12 protein-coding genes are annotated in these 18,702 nt (G+C 46.5%); 4 read left to right on the top strand and 8 right to left on the bottom strand.

The window, feature by feature from the left end; translation table 11 throughout:
• Positions 1-166 precede the first annotated feature (166 nt).
• The 5 genes from TRICHSKD4_RS31510 to TRICHSKD4_RS02445 all read right to left on the bottom strand — a co-directional run bounded on the left by TRICHSKD4_RS31510 (position 167) and on the right by TRICHSKD4_RS02445 (position 14,067).
• Entirely contained in the window at positions 167-11,146 is a 10,980-nt protein-coding gene (locus TRICHSKD4_RS31510) for a calcium-binding protein (RefSeq protein WP_009465817.1), read from the bottom strand.
• A 31-nt stretch (positions 11,147-11,177) separates the two neighbouring features.
• Complete coding sequence (locus TRICHSKD4_RS02460) at positions 11,178-11,822, bottom strand: imm11 family protein (RefSeq protein ID WP_040616054.1); 645 nt, start codon at positions 11,820-11,822, stop codon at positions 11,178-11,180.
• A gap of 207 nt (positions 11,823-12,029) precedes the next feature.
• Complete coding sequence (locus TRICHSKD4_RS02455) at positions 12,030-12,578, bottom strand: DUF4274 domain-containing protein (protein ID WP_040616053.1); 549 nt, start codon at positions 12,576-12,578, stop codon at positions 12,030-12,032.
• Between the two features lie 446 nt (positions 12,579-13,024).
• Positions 13,025-13,771 carry a hypothetical protein gene (locus tag TRICHSKD4_RS02450; RefSeq protein ID WP_009465814.1) on the bottom strand — a complete coding sequence of 249 codons (747 nt, stop codon included), beginning with the start codon at positions 13,769-13,771 and terminating at the stop codon, positions 13,025-13,027.
• A complete protein-coding gene (locus tag TRICHSKD4_RS02445) occupies positions 13,771-14,067 on the bottom strand; it encodes a hypothetical protein (protein WP_009465813.1) in 297 nt (98 codons plus the stop codon). The genes TRICHSKD4_RS02450 and TRICHSKD4_RS02445 overlap by 1 nt, the downstream gene beginning before the upstream one ends.
• Positions 14,068-14,324: 257 nt before the next feature.
• Here TRICHSKD4_RS02445 and TRICHSKD4_RS02440 point away from each other — a divergent pair, with 257 nt between their 5' ends.
• On the top strand, positions 14,325-14,885 hold the full coding sequence (locus tag TRICHSKD4_RS02440; RefSeq protein ID WP_009465812.1) for a recombinase family protein: 561 nt from the start codon (positions 14,325-14,327) through the stop codon (positions 14,883-14,885).
• A 23-nt stretch (positions 14,886-14,908) separates the two neighbouring features.
• Here the strand turns inward: TRICHSKD4_RS02440 and TRICHSKD4_RS02435 are convergent, their stop codons facing one another.
• On the bottom strand, positions 14,909-15,277 hold the full coding sequence (locus TRICHSKD4_RS02435; protein ID WP_009465811.1) for a hypothetical protein: 369 nt from the start codon (positions 15,275-15,277) through the stop codon (positions 14,909-14,911).
• Positions 15,278-15,405: 128 nt separating this feature from the next.
• A complete protein-coding gene (locus TRICHSKD4_RS02430) occupies positions 15,406-15,852 on the bottom strand; it encodes a hypothetical protein (protein ID WP_009465810.1) in 447 nt (148 codons plus the stop codon).
• Between the two features lie 283 nt (positions 15,853-16,135).
• On the opposite strand from TRICHSKD4_RS02430, the gene TRICHSKD4_RS30540 reads away from it, so the two are divergent.
• The gene (locus TRICHSKD4_RS30540; RefSeq protein ID WP_009465809.1) at positions 16,136-16,291 is read left to right on the top strand and encodes a hypothetical protein; all 156 of its coding nucleotides are present in this window, start codon (positions 16,136-16,138) and stop codon (positions 16,289-16,291) included.
• A 244-nt stretch (positions 16,292-16,535) separates the two neighbouring features.
• A complete protein-coding gene (locus TRICHSKD4_RS02425; RefSeq protein WP_009465806.1) occupies positions 16,536-17,171 on the top strand; it encodes a hypothetical protein in 636 nt (211 codons plus the stop codon).
• Positions 17,172-17,369: 198 nt separating this feature from the next.
• On the opposite strand, the gene TRICHSKD4_RS28835 is transcribed toward TRICHSKD4_RS02425, so the two are convergent.
• A complete protein-coding gene (locus tag TRICHSKD4_RS28835; RefSeq protein WP_009465805.1) occupies positions 17,370-17,528 on the bottom strand; it encodes a hypothetical protein in 159 nt (52 codons plus the stop codon).
• A gap of 700 nt (positions 17,529-18,228) precedes the next feature.
• On the opposite strand from TRICHSKD4_RS28835, the gene TRICHSKD4_RS02415 reads away from it, so the two are divergent.
• Positions 18,229-18,699: a recombinase family protein gene (locus TRICHSKD4_RS02415; protein ID WP_040616044.1), complete on the top strand. Its 471-nt coding sequence runs from the start codon at positions 18,229-18,231 to the stop codon at positions 18,697-18,699.
• Positions 18,700-18,702: the final 3 nt, after the last annotated feature.

Below are 18,702 nucleotides of genomic sequence, written 5' to 3'. Positions count from 1 at the left end.
CGGAAACCGCTTTTTATGGCTGAAAGTACAAAGAGTCAATGCAGTACAATAAACAAAGTGAATCACCAGCCAAACAAAAACGCGAGGTAAAAGGGAGGATTACCATTCCGGGTCTCAGGTCATGGCCTGAAAACACACTAAAGTGGAAGACCGAACAACTCCGGCATTAAGAAAACCAAAAATCGTCACTAGTTAAATTAGAAAGATTAACACCTAACAATGTTAGAGTGTCACCTCGACCGAAATCAAAAACAACATCATTCTCTTGCTGCTCAGCTAACGCAACGGCTTCCTCAAAGCTGCTTACACGCAGGTTATCCAATTGGATGACGTCTCCTGCTGCAGGACCCGCTTGGAAGTCTGCGATCGTGTCCATATCAAAATTATATCCGAAGTAAAAGGTATCATCACCCGCGCCTCCAACGAGCAAATCAGAGCCACTATTTCCTTCCAACCAATCCGCACCTTCTCCACCAATTATCCGATCGGCACCTGAACCGCCATAAAGGTAATCATTTCCATCTTTACCGTTTAGATAGTCATTTCCACTTTCGCCGCTAACATCATCAGTATTTTCGCCACCGAAATAAACGTCATTTTTGGATGTTCCATAGTGTATTCCTGACACTTGAAACTCGTTTATCTTGGAAAGCAATTCCTCATGACCCCATATAGTTCCGTCGTTAAATCTAATGCTTCCAAGACCTCTTTCACCAAGTTGTAGGGCGTTCGATACCAGCACCGTATCTTCGGTGTTAGTGACAATTAACTTTATGGATTCACCGACCCTCTCGACCTCAACTTCACTGTCCGTAACATCCAGTAATACGATGTGATTATTTCCGGAAATGTCACTAACAATGTCTTGCCCATCGCCTTTACTGAAGAGATAGATATCGTCTCCTGCTCCGCCTCGAAGAGTATCGTTTCCGATACCACCAAAAATCACATCATCCGCGTTGGTGCCATTAACGATATCCGCACCAGCACCCGCCCGAAACTCCGTGGGAATGGAACTGTGATATTGGCTCATAACATCATCGTTAATCGTGCCCTCCAAGACACGAGATGTCGTCATATCAAGTTGGTCACTGACACCTTGTAAAGAATATCCAACTGCAGCGAGGTATGATGATGAAAAAACGGTTCCATCAAAGAATTTTATAGATGTGTCAATAGGCCGAGTAAGATTTGAAGCGTCCAGTATCTTTATTTCGCTTCCTGTAGCGAGGATCTTTACCATCAAGTCCCCATAGGAGACAAAATACTCGATATCCTGCTTACTCACATTTGCAAAACTAAGCTGATTTCGACCACCAAAGTCCACGATAACATCATTGCCATCGCCTAATCGATATATATACTCGTCATCTATCCAATGGTAACCGTTTAACTGATCGTCCCCCTCACCCCCAATAAGTGTAGATTTCCCGGTAGAGTTGCCGTACAGTCGATCGTCATTTGCGGAACCCATTTTAATATCAGATTTCTTCGAATAAAATGTACTTCGGTCCCATACAACACCATCCGCAAACTTGATTTTTTGGATATTAGACTTTCGATAATAACTACTCGAACTGGAAAATGCGTTTGGTATATATATAGTTTCCCAAGTAACCTTATCAATCACATATCCGTTCCTAGATGATGCACCACATAAATAGACGTCAGAAGAAATAATGTCTTTTAGTATAAGCGTGTTTTGACCTGACCGGTCCAAGACCTCATCATTCCCGTCTCCACGATTGTAAATATAAGTGTCATTGCCGCCGCCGCCCGCAAGGGTGTCATTTCCTTGGGCTCCACTGATAATGTCGTCCCCGGACGTCCCGGAAAGGTAGTCATTATCATCTGTTCCATATATTGGAGTATTTCTGAGTATCTCTTCAGCGCCCCAGGAACTTCCATCGGAAAACTCAAGACTGAAGGTGCCTGCAGAGCTTCCAAAATGCCCTTTAATGGTCAACCGTTCTCCAGACTCGATGAAATTCACCAATAGATCCTTCTCCAAATTGCTCGCCAACTCAATCTGTTCTGGCAAAATACTTCGAAGCAAAACAGAATTAGCGCCATTTCCGTCCAAAATCACATCGTTGCCGTCACCCAGCGAATAGACATATTTGTCGGACCCAATACCCCCTCGCAATTCATCGTCTCCAGAACCACCTTCAATTAAGTCATCATTGTGACCGCCGGAAAGTACCTCGTCTGAATTTGAACCCATTAATGATAACGCATCGGGAAGGAGATTATTACGCAGCCATTCAGTACCATCATCGAACTTAATAACAATTTCTTGGTTCCACCTTGGTAGAAAGTCGTCCAAGACAATGCTATCGCCATTTCCTCCCAACTCAAGTACGATGTCTTCACTATTATAGACAACGCCGACGTCTGAAGGGGCCACGCCATTTACTTTGACAATATTGGTGCCTATTCCATCTATGATTTGATCTACGCCGTCCCCGGAATTGAAGATGTAAGTATCGTCACCATAACCACCCTGTAGGTTATCGTCTCCCCTACCAGCTTCGATGACATCATTGTAATAAGAACCAGTTATATTATCGCTGGCATTAGAACCAAATATAGCTCCTTGCGCTGCTAAGTCCCCTTTGTTCCAAACCACACCGTCGGCAAAATTTATTCTAAAATCTTCTGCAACACTTCCCAGCAAAACATCTTCTAGGTGTATATTTTCATTTGTATTCTTGAATTTAATATCGATATCGGAAGCGCCAGATCTAATAATTACTACCTGATCTGCATTGATATCCTCAAGTATTAATCTATTTTCACCCAACCGGTCACGAATTATATCATTTCCGTCGCCCAAAGCATAAACGAATGTGTCATCACCGGCGCTTGTCACAATAGTATCATCACCTGCACCGCCAGTAATCGTGTAATCGCCGTCCAGCACGTAATTTAACAGATCGTCTTGATCAGTTCCGACAACATGGAAAAATTGCTCTTCTAAATCTGCAAAACCAAGCACAGCATTATCAGCAAAATTGAAAGAAAATATCGGAGAGAACTGTCTATCAAAGTAGTACTTAACAACTATACTATCACTATATTCACCAACGTTGATCTGAAGATCAGCTCCATTGTAACCAATCCGATCAAAAATCACCTCAGTACTCGAGATGTTGTCGAAATCAATGATATTTACACCCTTAAAGTCAGAGATAACATCATTTCCATCGCCGTGATAATATTTGTAGACATCATGGCCGCCGCCGCCTTGTAAGTGATCGTCACCCAAACCGCCGACCACATAATCATCTCCGTAGCCGCCATAAATTAAGTCACTACCCGCTCCACCATAAATAGTGTCATTTCCGGCCGCACCTTTAAGATCATCGTCACCCCCTAAACCATAAAGAAGATCATCGCCATAATAACCATCAATCGAATTACCCTCATCATCTCCTCTTAGCGTATCCGCATAAGAAGAGCCCAGGATGTTTTCTATGCTAAATAAGACGTCCCCCTCCGCATGCCCGCCATGTTCAGGAAGTGCGTCATTTAAATCAACAATTACAGCTGCATTCGACGTGTAATAATAGACTTCATCAATGCCGTTTCCGCCAATTATTACATCTGCATCAGCGTCTCCAAGCAATCTATCATTACCTTCACCTCCTTCAAGGCGGTCTTCGCCAGCGCCTCCATTCAGGAAATCGTCGCCATATCCACCATCGAGAACATCACTACCGGCGTAACCATAAAGCTTGTCATCTCCACTTCCACCTATAAGCACATCCTCAACATCAAGGGATGCGTATCTGGAGTTTGCCCCCCTAATAGTGTCGTCGCCTCGACCGCCGACAATAACGTCCAGCCAGACGGTATGACTGCCCGTAAGGTAGTCATTACCGTTCGTACCCTCAATTGGTGTTAGAAGCGCGATATCCCGGGCGGTCCATGTTGTACCATCCGCAAACCGAATCACATCAACAGAAATATTTTCAATTTCTTCGCGATCAGCAGCATTAATGAATATTTGCAATTGGTCTTCAAATGTAATTAATTCACCAGTACTCTTAATCTTAACTTTAATGTCGACGCCATCTCTATAAAGCTCGACATCATCCTCATTCAAGTCTTTAAAGACCAACATATCGTCGCCAAGAGCTGCCGCCCCCAATATTTGCTGGCCTGGTTGATCTATTGTTGCTTTTATTACATCATTGCCATCACCCTCAGCATAGAGGAACTGGTCATTTCCACTAAAACCGTAGATGACATCATCTCCTCTCCCCCCTTCAAACACGTCATCCAAGTCTGTACCAAGCAGTGTATCGTCACCATCGGTTCCACGTACTACGGCACGCGCCTCAAGTTCGGGCAACGTCCAGACAATGCCATTAGAGAACTTGACTATTTCCGCAGGTGCATTGTCCAAAACCTCACGCGATAAATAGTGAACGAACTCTATGTAGCTCTCTGAGAGAGTAATCGTTTCACCGGTTTCATGAACCTTGATAACTAGGTCATATCCAACCCTATCAATATCCACTTCATTCGGCAGGACATCTTCCAAAATTAAAAGATCCTGACCAAGTCCTTGCGCAACTACGCCATACTCATCCCCCTCTGATGACAGGGAGCTAGCTGCAATTTTATCATTGCCGTCTCCCTTCTTCCAAAGGTAGACATCATCGCCATCCCCACCAAATAGGGTGTCATCTCCCAGCCCTCCCCTAAAGACATCATTATTGTTGGTCCCCTGAAGAAGATCGTCGCCTCGAGTTCCACGAATAATCTCCCTTTTTGCTGCAATTTCGCCAGGGAACCTCTCATCCAAAACCGCTCCTCGCAGTGTCACCTCGTCAGAAACACCATCAGCATCTTCCGCTAGCGTTTTTAGTTCGGATAATGTCCAAACATCACCATTTGAGAAGCTGACAAAGTCAACGGGAGCATTGTCCATAACTTCGTTTGTCGCATAGTCTATGAAAGTAACATAGCTTTCTGCGAGTGTGATTTTTTCCCCAGTCTTAAGAACCGTAAATACAATATCAGATCCAAGCCGCTCGATTTCTACTTCGTTTGGCAGAACATCTTCCAGAATCAGGAGATCCTGACCAAGTCCTTGCATATACACGTCATGTTCTGCGTTTTTTTGATCGGCAATACTGGCGGAAATGGTGTCATTTCCATCTCCCTTCTTCCAAAGGAATGTGTCGTTTCCCCCGCCGCCGAACACTGAATCATTACCTGTTCCGGGATTAAATTTCTCATCATTTTCCGTGCCGTACAGGAGGTCCGCTTCTGAACTTCCTTTGACGATGGCTCTATCTAATATCTCCTGTGTATTCCATTTGGTGCCATCGGAGAATATGATCTGATCAACCGCATATTGATCTACATCATGTAGAGCAGAGAGATCTGATTTTGCCCTGAAGTTATTGGTTACTCTTATTCTCTCTCCGCTGCTCAAGATTTGAATATTCAGGTCATAACCTGACTGAAACAATGCAACATCGTCTGCGCCGATACCCTCAAAGGAGAGTGTGTCCATTCCCTGTGCCATCGATCTTCCAAGATAAAAGGACTCGATGACGTCTGCCCCATCCCCAATAGTATATTGAATAATATCGTCGCCATTTCCGCCAAATATTATATCATCGCCTGTATTACCGCGTAAAAGATCATGACCTCGACCACCGAACAAAATATTGTTTAACTTGTTTCCAGAAATTAAGTCGTTTCCATCACCTGCATAGACAGTTTCGATGGAAGCTCCTTCATTAAAAACAACTGGCTGACCAGATATTTTACTCCAGTTAAAACCACTAAGATCAATAATAACATCTTCCAAAATCGCAGACGTATTAACTATATCGTATCCGTCACCATCACTAACGGTCAGCGAATCTCCGTTCGACTGATCGGAAAACTCACCCGTATATACATACAAATCGTCTTGGCTTGCTTGTTCACCGAAAATTCGGAGTTCCCAACTCCGAATTTTCCCACTTTCTCCTGTTACCTTGTCCTTTACTATCAAGGTCCAGTCGCCAGCGCTGTATTCACCCCAATGGTTGGTCGTCGAAGTAAGCCATATTCTGTCAAGAGCATCATATCCCCTGCCAGAACCATCACTATTTGACGCAACACCCGGGCGGTTTATCAAAACACTCTCAGTACCATCCGGACCGACTAACAAAACCTCTACGTCGCCCAGTTGCATATGATGAAGGTCGAGCTGTACTTCTACGTTCTCAATCTTGATATGATCTGCGACAGAGATGGTGTTGGCAAATTCTCCTACCCCGTCTGGTAAGATAGAATTCAAGCCGCCACTTTGATAACTAAGCTGAACCTCATTATGCAGACTACTTTGTTTCTGCCAGGTTTCGGCCAGCCGAACAGCCGCATGTGCATTGACAAGTCCGAACCCATAGTCCTGGCTGTAGTGCATCCCACCGCCATTCCAGTTCACTGCTCCGTTGATATGCCATTCCGTATTTGGGTCATCAATTTTCTCGGCAGACATCGCAAGAATTTCTTGAACATCCCGCCAGCCTAGTGAAGGATTAGCCTCTAACATCAAGGCAACCACGCCGGACACTATTGGTGCAGCTAATGACGTTCCTTGAGTTGTTTCGTAGTCGCTGCCAAAAATTGAACCATTCGCATTTTCTAATAACCGAGATGTTGAGGTAATATTTGACCCCGGCGCCGAAATTAGTATGGATGCCCCCGGATTTGAGAACGGAGCCTTGGCTACCTGCAAGTTCCCCAAATCGCCTTCCGCATTGATTGCCCCGACTGTAATGCCATAACGATTGTTTGTCAGATCAGAACCGTTGGTATCAAACCCCTTTTGCCGACCATTTCCTCCAGCCATGACCAATATGGTGCCCAAACCTTCCCGACCGTCGTGAATGGCCGATTCCATGATCATATAGGCTTTTGAATTTCCATCCCTGTCAGAGATAGAATTGCCAAATTGGTCCTCTGGACCCCAACTATTATTGGCAACGTCATAATCACCCCATTTTCTCAGGGCGCTGATGTCTTTCTCGCTTATTCCTTCGCTTGCGAGCGTAGAATTATACGCAACCCCAACTGATCCAATGTCGTTTCTTGCAGCGCCGATAACACCAGCCACGAGCGTCGCATGCTGGGTTGGCTCAATATTGGGATTTTGTGTTCGAAGTGCTTCCTGGTCTATATTCGGCAGCAGATCAGGATGAGAATAGTCAATCTGGCCATAGTCTTCAGCATCCCATGGCCCTGGCTCAAAAACCCCAACCGTCACACCTTGCCCCGTGTAGTCCTTCCAAACCGGTAGGACATTGATTTCAGGCAGATACCACTGTTCAAGAAATTGCGGATCCTCAGGGTGATGCTCCAGAACAAGCGTCACCTTCCCTGTCATTTCAGCCGTCAAGTCTGTTCCGGTAACCCCGACCTGAATACCGTTATTTCCGTGCTCATCGGCTATTCGATAGGAAAAGGAAGGAATGCCGCTAAAGCCATCTTCGACAACAAAAACAACTTCGCCATCATCAAGGGAAACAGAGCCCCCTGTCGCCTCAAAGGCTTCACGCAAAGAAAGGCTATCGCCCTGATAATCCAGATCATTGGCCAGCAGGTCAGATATGGCAATGCGATAGGTCTTCCCATCCTCCTCTGCACTTACCCGCACCACATCCTTGACAGGCAGTGGATTGTCTCCGTCAATCTGCACCTCATTAATGTCGGCAAAGTTCAGCGCTTCAACATCACTTAACCTGTCTGCACCGTCGGGTGATCCATTTCTTCTGTCGGTAACGGTATATGTCCCGTCCAGATTGGACGTTACAATGTAGTCAGCATATGACCCCGAATATTCAGCAACATCGTAACCTCCACCTCCGTGCAGATGATCGTCGCCTTGTCCGCCTGTAAGAAGATCTTCGCCAGCACCGCCTCTAAGAACATCTTCTCCAAGGCCCCCTTGCAGAATATCGTTGCCAAGACCACCTTCCAGAGTATCAGCTCCCCGATGACCTCGAATAAGGTCGTCGCCACTGTTCCCATAGATGGCGTCTTTACCTTCTTCGCCATTCAGAACATCATCCGCACCACCGCCGAAGATAATATCATCACCAGCGCCACCGTTGATGATAGACTGTTCCGATGATCCGGAAGACAGAATGTCTGCATGATCTGTCCCGATGGCCATCTCGACCTGGGACTTTTGCAGATTGAATATGATGCCTTGATCACCAACAAACTGGGCAACATCGAAACCAGTCCCACCTTGAACATTACTCTGACTGACTGAAATGTCGGCAGCATCTGCAACCAGATAGTCATTGCCTCCACCGCCATGAAGGGTGTCCGAACCCAAAGACCCAACCAGCCAGTTGTTCTGGTCATCACCTGTCAGGACATCATCACCAATTCCACCTATCAGATTGGTGGCACCTTTATCAGATGATGTAACAATTTCACCGTTTGCATCGCCAACAGTGTAAGTGGCCGAGCCGTCTTCCAGTTCAATCCGGATTCCCTGTCCATCGACTTCAGCATGAAGACCACTAGGGTCCGCAATAAAATTCACCGCAGCCAGTGTTAAACGGCTGCCGTCGGATTTGGTGTAGGTGCTGTTAGATTTGACTTCGTTTCCGCCGACAAACGCGCCATCAGCCTCGTCAGACAATGAAAGTAGGGTAACGCCAGCATCGACGAGCGTGACAAGTTCCCCTTCGTCAGTCTGGCCGTTTTGGTTGGCATCTTGCCAAAGCCGCAACGCGGCATACTGGCTATCCGCCTGATCGACAACTCCATCTCCGTTGCTATCAAGCGTCGTGAGTGCTTCAAAGGAAGAGCCGTATATGGCACCTGTTCCTGACGCTGCACCATAATATTCTGACAGTGTTTCGGTGATGTCATCTATTCTACCGTTGCCATCAAGATCATGCACCAGCATGGCGTCATCGGGCGCAACCCATCCGGTCCGCTCCAGATGCCCATCATTATCAATGTCGAAGAACAGATAATTGTCAGAAAACGAGGTCAGTTCGACGCCATCACCATCTAGATCCAGAACCAATGGATCAACTTCCGCAATGGACGTTGACCACCTAGAAAGATAAGAAACAGAGAAAGCAATATCTTCTACACGTGTATTACGGTAAAGATTACCAGCGCTGAAGTCCCCCCAATATCGCGATACTTCCCGTGAGGCTGTTGTATGAATCACATTGGCTCGACCTGGCTGATGCCAGTCGGAAATCGCAGCATTTACCTCTGCCCAGAAACCAGGATTATTCGCAGTAACCGAAGTAATTTGCCAATTCCCACCGGTTGCAATCAATCCATCGTTGCGTATCGAAGCAAAATGAGAACCAAAATTCTCGGTGCCTATACCTAAATTGCCGTGAATAAACCTCGTTGCGATATCAAAGCCATGGGACAAACTGTCAAAATCAGTCGTTCCGTACTGGAACGCATCTTCGTTTAGCCAGTTCGTGTTGTTTTGAATTGTCTCGGCGTGAGATCCGTAGATTCTTTCGGAGACTACCAGAATGTCGTTTTCAAATCTGCCTTGAGCTTCGGAGTAATCCTCCAGCCGGATCGCGTCAACGGTCGCATTTAATTCAAGTCTTTGGGCTCGCTTTTGATCCAGGAGCTCAATTGTTTCAGCATCGGGGAGATGACCCGGGTCAGCCCCCATCCAAATACCCCGATCTCCATTTGCACCTGCATAGGTCCAGCTATCGATTGAATTCGGATCTTTCTTTGCCCCTAATTTAAAATCGATGTAATCATTATACTCAAGTCGAGAATTTCTCTGCTGTTCAAGCTCTTCAATCTGCCCCACGTCCGACACAAACAGATCTGGATCATTCAGATCCTTGTGAAGGTTAGCCCAGCGACCATCTTCATTTCTGACAAAGTCACCAATGACATCCGTTGGCAAATGACCCGGAAACAACTTTTGAAAAGACAACGGATCTCTGTCGTAAAGCAGCTCCCCGAGCGCTTTTCCGCCAATACTGCCGACTATTCCGCCTGCAACCCCTCCTGCTAACGCACCCCAGAAACCGCCATACGTGCCACCTACGTTTGCCCCCGCGCCTGCTGTTGCTGAAGCCCCGGCAAGTTCAAATGCATAGACCGACCATAGTTTAGCAGCTTCTTCTGGCTGGCCATTTTCTATGAATTCGTCTGCTTTGGCGGAAGTAACCAAAAACTCCCCGAGGTCCGATAGAACCCCTAGATTTTTAGCAATGATAAGCCCACCAGCCAGACCTGTAGCAGCTGCACTATATAAAACGGTCGGTTTGGTAGAAGAAACATCATCTGCACCTACCTCAAAAACGTCAGGAATTCCACTCGTCACATCATGAAAAGACGCCGCGATTGTTTTGGCCGATTCTATGCTCAGTTCGCCCGAAGAAACACCATTGACGACAAAAGCCAGTGTCTTCCGGTCTTCAAGACTGGTTGGATCAAATTCAACATCTTTGAGAATATCACGAACAGCCTCAATATCGCCGACCAGCTGCTTGAGTTTGTCTACTTGCTCGCCTGCATCAATGCTGTCATAGCGAAACGTATTAAAAATCGAGTCTCCATCCACATGACGGGAACTGAAATCGCCATTTTGGCCGACACTGAATGACAGCCCCAGCTCAGAGCCTGTCAAAAAGGCTGTCTTGCTCATGAGCTTGTTTTGATAATCAATGTAAGCCTGCGGATTGGCGGGATCTAATTCGACGGCGGGAATGTCCGCATTCCCGGTATAATCCCTAAACTTAATGGAGTCCGCCCAGCCTTGGAAAATGGCATCCGCATTCTGTATGTTTAGCGGAACATCAAAATTTGGATTGGCTAGGTTCACCTTCAGAACATTGGTCAAACCAACAAGTTGGTTCTTGATGAGAGCTGGATCTGTCAGACCTTGATCGTAAATCTGTTGCAATTGGGCACTAACAAATCTTGTATATCCAGAATGATACCCGCCATGCTTTTGGAAAATCTCATTAACTTCCGAAGGCAGGCCCATTATATTGTACTTGGGATCATTATTTTGAAATAACTCTTTCACACCCTCTATTTTAAATATTATGTGTTCATTCCTCCCACCTGGAAGGTACTCTTGCGGAATAAGATGGTGGTTCTGCAATTTTGACATTATTAGCACTCCAGATAGAATTTTATTGAAATTACTTGTCCGAAACACGCACAGACTGGAAATGAATACCTTGGACACCCGCTTTCTGGAGGATGTCTTTCACTTCCTGCGTACACAAAACATGATTTGTTCTGCACTCGCGCCATATCGTGGCACCATGCAGCTTTGATTTTTGGACAAACTTTTTGGTCCCGTCGATACTCTCGTAACGGGTCCCGTCAACTCGCGTCATCGGATAAATTTCAGTGAGTTCATCATCCCAAGTGTCGCGCTCGACAAGCAGATTGGCCAGATAGAATGGACCTCCAGGGATAGGGCAGGCCTGTTTTTCGGCCCAGACCTTCTCAATCTCGATATACTCAAATCCGTCCGGAATGACGCTTTCAAATATTTTCTTCAAGCTTGCACTGAAGAGTGGGAAGCTCAGTCGCAACTTGCTGAAATCACCTAGTATAAAGTAACTCTGAACTAGCGTATCTGAATTTAAAACGTACCATCTGGAGAGATACTCTGCCCTTGATTCAACCGTGATGTTTTTTCCATCTAACAGTTTCGTTTCAAGCGCAGGTATCCATTTATCGCTTACTTCATCATAGAAACGAGACTGAGTAAGACACCAAACACCGTTTACACAATAGTTACTGCCGACATCGCCAGATAGCTCGAATACATTCATTGATTTGTTACCCAATATCGTCTTGGCTCTAAAACTCTTAGATTACGCGCAACAAGCGCGCGGTTGACATTGCAGGCTCCGATCTTGTGCGTTTCGTCGCAAATATTGGCTTTCGCGCACCAATCTCTTCGCTTTCAAACAGAAAGGAATTTCCGCCTACCAGCTGGATGCACTTCGAAGATCTGGCGCTGTTATTTATTTCAGCGGCTAATTCATCAACTCGATTCCTTTCGACTTCACCCAGAAGTCGAAATCGATTACAATTTTGCCGTCTTCTGAGGCGTACTTGGAGTTAGCCTCTCGCTTTCCGTCATAATCCAAGATCTCCTTCACTGGCGACTTTGCCAAGTGGCCCGTGAAGCTCTTGTTTGAAACAAGTTCTATAATTTTTTTCGGAACGTCATATCCATGTTTTAGCTCGCTGGTTTTATATCTTTTCCAGTTTCTGAGAACGATATTGCAAACGTGAGTTTCATCCATTGCTCTAGCTTCATCGTCCAAAGCATCCCAGATCCAGTACCCCACACCTTCGACAAGAAAAACCCTTGCCGCAGTGCCGCGATCACAGTTTTCTTGCTCCAAGATCCAAGCTAATACCTCTAAAGAGAAGTCGTAGTTCCAGGTCAGGACAATCTGATGCCAAGTATCAGGAGTTTGATACCCGAGCCATTCGATGATTTTCGGCACCTGTTCAGCTGGATATAATACAGCCTCTTGGTCCGCCCACCATTGTTGCATTAAATCCATTTTGCTCATGTATTATCATTTCTCTTGAAATACGCAGATTCGGCTGCGCTTGGGGACGCGGTTAAACCTTTAAAACCCATTCCTGCAATTCAAACGCATCATGTACATCAATTTAACCACGATCGATTTTCAAAAACGCCCAGTCTACAAGGCCATATTGAAAGTTTGCATTTCATTGGGGCATCCAAATTGGCACAGCTGAGTCAGGCCATCAGCACCTGCACTTAGCAGAGAATGTATACGTAATTTTTACAAACTACCCGATTCAAAAAACTCACCCAACCAATCAGCAGTAGAGTCACTACTTCCACACCCATTTTTGTGTAAATCAAAAACGCTACCGAAACGGTTGGGAGGCAACGCCCCATGGTGTTTAGTCCTCCCGCATTTGAGGTCATCTCGGAGGCGAACAGCATGTTCAATTCGTTCAACTGAGCGGACCGAAATTGTTTCCCTTATCCCAGTCCCGGCACCATGGTTGGATCAATTGCCATATCTGCCGGGCTGAGTTTTGCGGTATGGGTCGCAGACGCGGAGAATTTAGTTTTCAATTCTGCCTGTTGCGTTGGATCATAGTCCGGTAGCTTGCGCCTGACTTCGACTGGCATGTTGTTTTCTATGGATGATCTGAGGTCATCAAATTCCGATTGGGAAAGTTCACCACTGTCCAACCGGTCCCGTGCGTCATCCAATTGAGTTTGATAGCCTATCAGATTTTGATCAATTGCTTCATGCTGTTCGATCAGGCGCAATTGTTCCAGGTAGGATTCCGCACTTGGATAATGATCTGCGATTTCGTCTGGATCAACACGATCAGGCGATACAAGATTGCCATGGTCATCAAATACCCGAACGCCATCCTCCGACTTGAAGACACGCGTGCCATCATCTTGTTTGTAGGCGCGTTCAAGCAGTAGGTCTCGTTCGCGATAAAGCCGTTCCAGTATCTCACGATTTTCCATGATGGCTTCGATTGTAGCGACGTCATAAGTATCCAGATCGGCGCGAAACGATTTCACTTCAATCGGATCAGCTACAACAAGGCTGGCGGCTAGATCGCCAACATTCTGCTCCGCCCGCTCATCGCGAACTTCCTTTTCCTGTTCGCGTCGTTTGGAGGCGATGAACCATTTTGCCCGTTCATTATCACGCTGCTCTTGCCGCAGCGCACGAAGTTCAAAATCGTTCATCATCCTCAACATTATTGACCACACTCCTTTGACAATAGAGCGTAGAGAACAATCTCGGCGGTCTTTTCTTTATGATGTTCCAGCCATTGTTTGACCGTATCCCAAGCTGCTGTGCTGTTTGGCCTGTACCACCAGTTCAGCATGCATTTCATGCCGGTTTCAGAGGGCTTGTCTCTGACAAAACGGGCATAGGCAATGCCGCCAATTGCCCCTGATATGTAGTGGAATTGTTCGTTGGGTTTGAGCGTTTTGAGTATCTCATCGCCGGTTAAGGCACTCGCATCATGTATCTGTATGCCGCTTATCATTATTGCCAGTAGTATGGCATAGAAAAGTTTAGATTTTCTTAAAGTTAACGAAACCCTACTCAACATAAGTCATGGGTTTTGCGGAAGTTTGCATGTGATTGTTCAGATTTGATAAAATAAACCTTGAAATGAATAAATATCAACACGTTAGAGAGATGATTAAATCTTCGGAGAAGCGGAATACTCCGAACCACGAAAGGGATGACTTTTGTAGCATGACCTCATGCAGAAGTGAATCCCTAAAGGCCTGAAACACAATGAAAATCGGGTATGTTCGCGTAAGTTCAAATGAGCAGATAACTGACAGGCAATTTAAGCTTCTGGTCGACAGTTGTGACCGCATCATGGCCGAAACCATCAGCGCGAAGGATATACAACGCCCCGTCTATCAAGAAACCATCGACCTGTTGAACGAAGGAGATACGCTGGTCATCAGCTCCATTGACCGCGCGTTCCGCAATACCATGGATGCTTTGTCAGAGGCGGACAAACTCCGCGCTCGTGGCGTCCATTTTCAAATTCTCAATTTGGCGATTGATACCAGCAATGCCGATGGAAGATTGGCTTACACTGTTATTGCGGCGGTTGCCCAACATGAGCGGGAACGTATTTCTGAGCGGGTACAACAAGGGCAGGCCATAGCCAAGGCAAAAGGCGTTCATATTGGCAGGCCTCCTGTCATGACGCCTTGTGACATTCGTATTGCCAAACGCAAACTCGACAATGGTGAATGCACAATATCTGAGATCGCAGACCAATTCGGCATTCACCCCTGGACGGTGACGAGGTCATTGCGGCGTTTGGAAGATCATAAGTGAGTGTTGCCTGCTCCAGTTGAAACTCAAAAATCGAATAAATCGCCCTGCCGTGTTAGCAGCTCATCCAGATACACCAAGTGGGCAAAATCGTTGACCAGATGCGAAAACTTGAGGCTCATAGCGGTGTGAATATCCTCGCAGCGTTGAAGCGGCTCGCGCGGTGGATTTTGTTCCCGCTCCTCGCGCAATTTCCTGACAACCTTGCGGTAGATTGCTAAATCCCGTTTCAAGTCAGCTGTAAATTTCTTTTGAAACTTCCGCAATTCTGCTGATCGTTTGGGTTCGGATCTATTGTCAGCTTCGTTGATATCAGCCTCGGCGTAGCCGCGATAATCCCCAAGCCTGACCAGATTCAGAATTTGCCTTGGCCTCGGAATATCGCCGCCCAGCAAATAATACCAAGGATGGCCCGCGTGATAGCCACAGTGCTTTTTGAGGGGTAATGTCATTGTCAGACCCCCTCAGCTTGCTCGGTAAATCAGGCGTTCGCCTGCAATACAGATTTCGCTATATTCAACGGCTAAATCACGAGCGATGGCATCAAAGTCGATATAGAACTGAAAACTCTCAGCACTTCGCCAAACAAGCCTTCATCGACAAACTGCTCCGCCAATTCCCGCATGGTCTCGACATAGTAGATATCAATGCCATGGTGATCAGGATCGCACTGAGCATCAAAATCATAACCCAATTCACCAATAGCAATGATTGTGTTGATCTTATGCCAGTCCTCCCAGTCCTCTCCGCAAATCAGGTAATCACGAAAATTCGCCTGATTGATCCCAATGGCCTTGGCTAATTCGCAATCGATCTCTTCTCCGTCAATGAACTGAATTTCAAATTCCTCAACGGGATCGCCATAGGCATTTTTCAAGCCCCTGACTTTGCGGTCGTATTCCTCAGCCGTTTTGAAATAAAAGCCCGTTGCACTGATGTCATAGGGCTGCGCGTGTAAAAGTATCTCCATTCTTTCCTCCATAAATTGGGTGTGGGTTGCTCATGCAACATTGCCCTTCGGCGAGAACGGAGATGGGAGGGGAAAAGAAAAATCGCCCCTGTGGTGCGGGCCAGTGATCTTTGATCACCACTCGGTCAGGTGCTATTTTTCTTTTGGGGAGAGAAGAGGCAGTGCCTCTCGGCTTCCCCATTTCAATAAGATAAATAAGACTGCGCTAGAATTGATTTATGATTGGGCTATGCAGACCATGCTATAAGCGACCCGGAGCAAAAGTCTGTGCACGGAGAGCTGGATGCGTGGAAACTTGCTCGTCCGGTTCGGAGAACGCGGTGATGAAACCGATGTCAAAAATGTGACACGGTGCATCATCTCGATTTTGCTATCGCCGGTAACGGCAACTCAGATCTCAATTGCATCACTTGGCACGCGCCATCAAATTGCCATTTGAATGCGCCTTTTTTGCCTTAATTGAGTGTTGAACTGAAATTCTCTCAGCCATAATTGTCGGCTTTTCCACTTTGATCGTTTCCCTATGATCCTGCATCCCTCAGCATTGAAGCTGTTGCAGGAATGGAAAAAGCCACGCCAGTTTTCCGCAAACTTTTGAGACTTGCCCGTTCCTTCAAATACGGACGTATGTCATCTGGAATCGATCCTTTTTCAAAACTCAATTTTTATGAAAGGATATTTCCATGAACTCAATTTTTGAACCCATTGATGTTGGTATGGTTGCCGATGCTAGGAACATTTACAGCGCAAGATTGCTGACTGACCCGCAATTTGAGGAATTCGTCTCAATCTGTGCCATTCTCAATCGCGAAATCCATCGGACCGGGAGTTTTATCGAGAAACTCGGCATTTATGCATTTGTTATTTCCCTGACACAGAAAGGTATAAGTGCAAATCGCGCTGAGACCATCATACGTGATTTGTTCAAGGCCTTATTTGGCCAAACGCTCGACCAGCTGCGCCAACGCCTTTTGAAAACGGCTGAAGAGCTTGACGATGAAAGCATAGCGATGGGTGTACCTTATGCCTATGAGGTGCTTCAAATGATTGAAGGTGATCCAGAACCGGGCAATGATCCTGATCCGATGCCTTTCCATCGCGCCTATGCGCATCAGGCCGCCGTGATGGCAACGCAATTATCTATCACCGACGTTGCTGCCAAGAAGATCATCAGTGAGGAATTCAAGACGCTTGAAGGCCGTGACTTTTATGAAGAAGGCAAGCAATTCGAGGATCGTTTTTATCAGCCCAAAATCCGCGCCGACAAACACCGCCGTGACGCTCTGAAAGGCAGCAATTCCAATCGCGAAACAGCCTGATCTTGACGTCCAGATCTAACACCATAACTGTCGCCAAGCCAGTTGGCGGCAGCTTGAACTTCGGTTCAGACCGTGAGCCGGATGCAAGAGGGATCGAACGGGAGAGCGCTAGCCATCTCCCTTCGCAAGGGGTGCAGTGTCATACACCTGCACACATCTTGCAGCCAACAGGGCTGTAAAACCATTTGAATGTTGAGTTTATTCTGCGTCTTCGGATGAATTTGCATGACCTTCCAACAGGTCATTGATGGCTTCACATTCAAGCTCGATATTTTTCAAAGCCGCCTTTGTGCGCTCGCTGAGGCGATTAAACTTTTCGTCATAGTACGAACCAATATTACAATCTTTATTGCTCATAGGCATATTCCTTTTTGTCCTGGTGGCCGGACATTCAAATCACATACGAGCATGCGCCTCCCTTATTCGTGCATAATGCCTTAGTTCAGGAGAATCCGGCCTCACATCGAGACAGCTCGTTTACCGGATTTGAAGCCGGACAGCGGAACACCCGCTGCAAGGAACAATTTACCCTTCTCGCCCGCATCTCAGAAACACTATCGGTATTTCTGCGCAGAAAGTTCGGGATTGTTTTCGACGCCTCCGCCCAAGTGTATCGCTTGCGACTGGACCACCGGACCACCATATAAAGTGCGTGTGCAGTTGACACACCTGGTAAGCGTAGAGCGATTTGCTCCGCCTTTTTCCCAATAACACCCCAAAGTAACCACCCGGCTTGAAGGCGCGTCCATTCGTGCTGTCAGGCTCAGAGGATATTTCCATGCAATGTAACCCGGATGAATTTCGACATCTCGTCGAACAGCTTGATCTTTCCCCCTTAGAACAGGATGAGCTTATCCGAACTGTTTGGCGCATTATGGAAAACGCTGTGGATCGGGCATGGAAGACAGATCCGGTTCAAATGGCATGCGCGGTTCGGGATAACTCCGTCCCAAAAAATGCAAAGGATTGCAGGCCTGTGATAGAATTACAGGAAGGCGAATACCAAGATTTGGGGGTGTCAAAATCATTCAATCAAGACAAGGGAGCGTAGTGCGAAATGGTGGCTGGATTAAACAATAAGTGTTCAAAACAAATCGCTGTCATTTATGCCCGCGTTTCCGGCACTAAGCAGGTTCGCGAAGGCGACGGTCTTGCCTCACAGGAAAGCCGTTGCCGCGAATTTGCCTCCTACAAACGATATGAAGTCATGCGCGTCTTTGCCGACGATATGTCGGGCAAGTACGCAAAACGTCCTCAAATGGACGCCATGCTCTCTTTCCTGCGCAAAAACAGGGCACGAAATCCTGTCGTGATCATTGATGATATCTCTAGGCTTGCCCGTGGTCTGGAGGCACACTTGCAATTGCGCGCGTCCATATCCAAGGCTGGCGGGCAGTTGGAAAGCCCATCGATTGAATTTGGCGATGATCCAGATTCCATCATGGTTGAAAACCTGCTTGCCACTGTTGCGCAGCATCAACGAGAAAAAACGGACAGCAAACCATCAACCGCATGCGCGGTCGGATGATGA

This window comes from Roseibium sp. TrichSKD4 (assembly GCF_000148725.1).
In the GTDB taxonomy this organism is placed as follows: domain Bacteria; phylum Pseudomonadota; class Alphaproteobacteria; order Rhizobiales; family Stappiaceae; genus Roseibium.
This window is presented reverse-complemented; position numbering and strand designations above follow the sequence as displayed.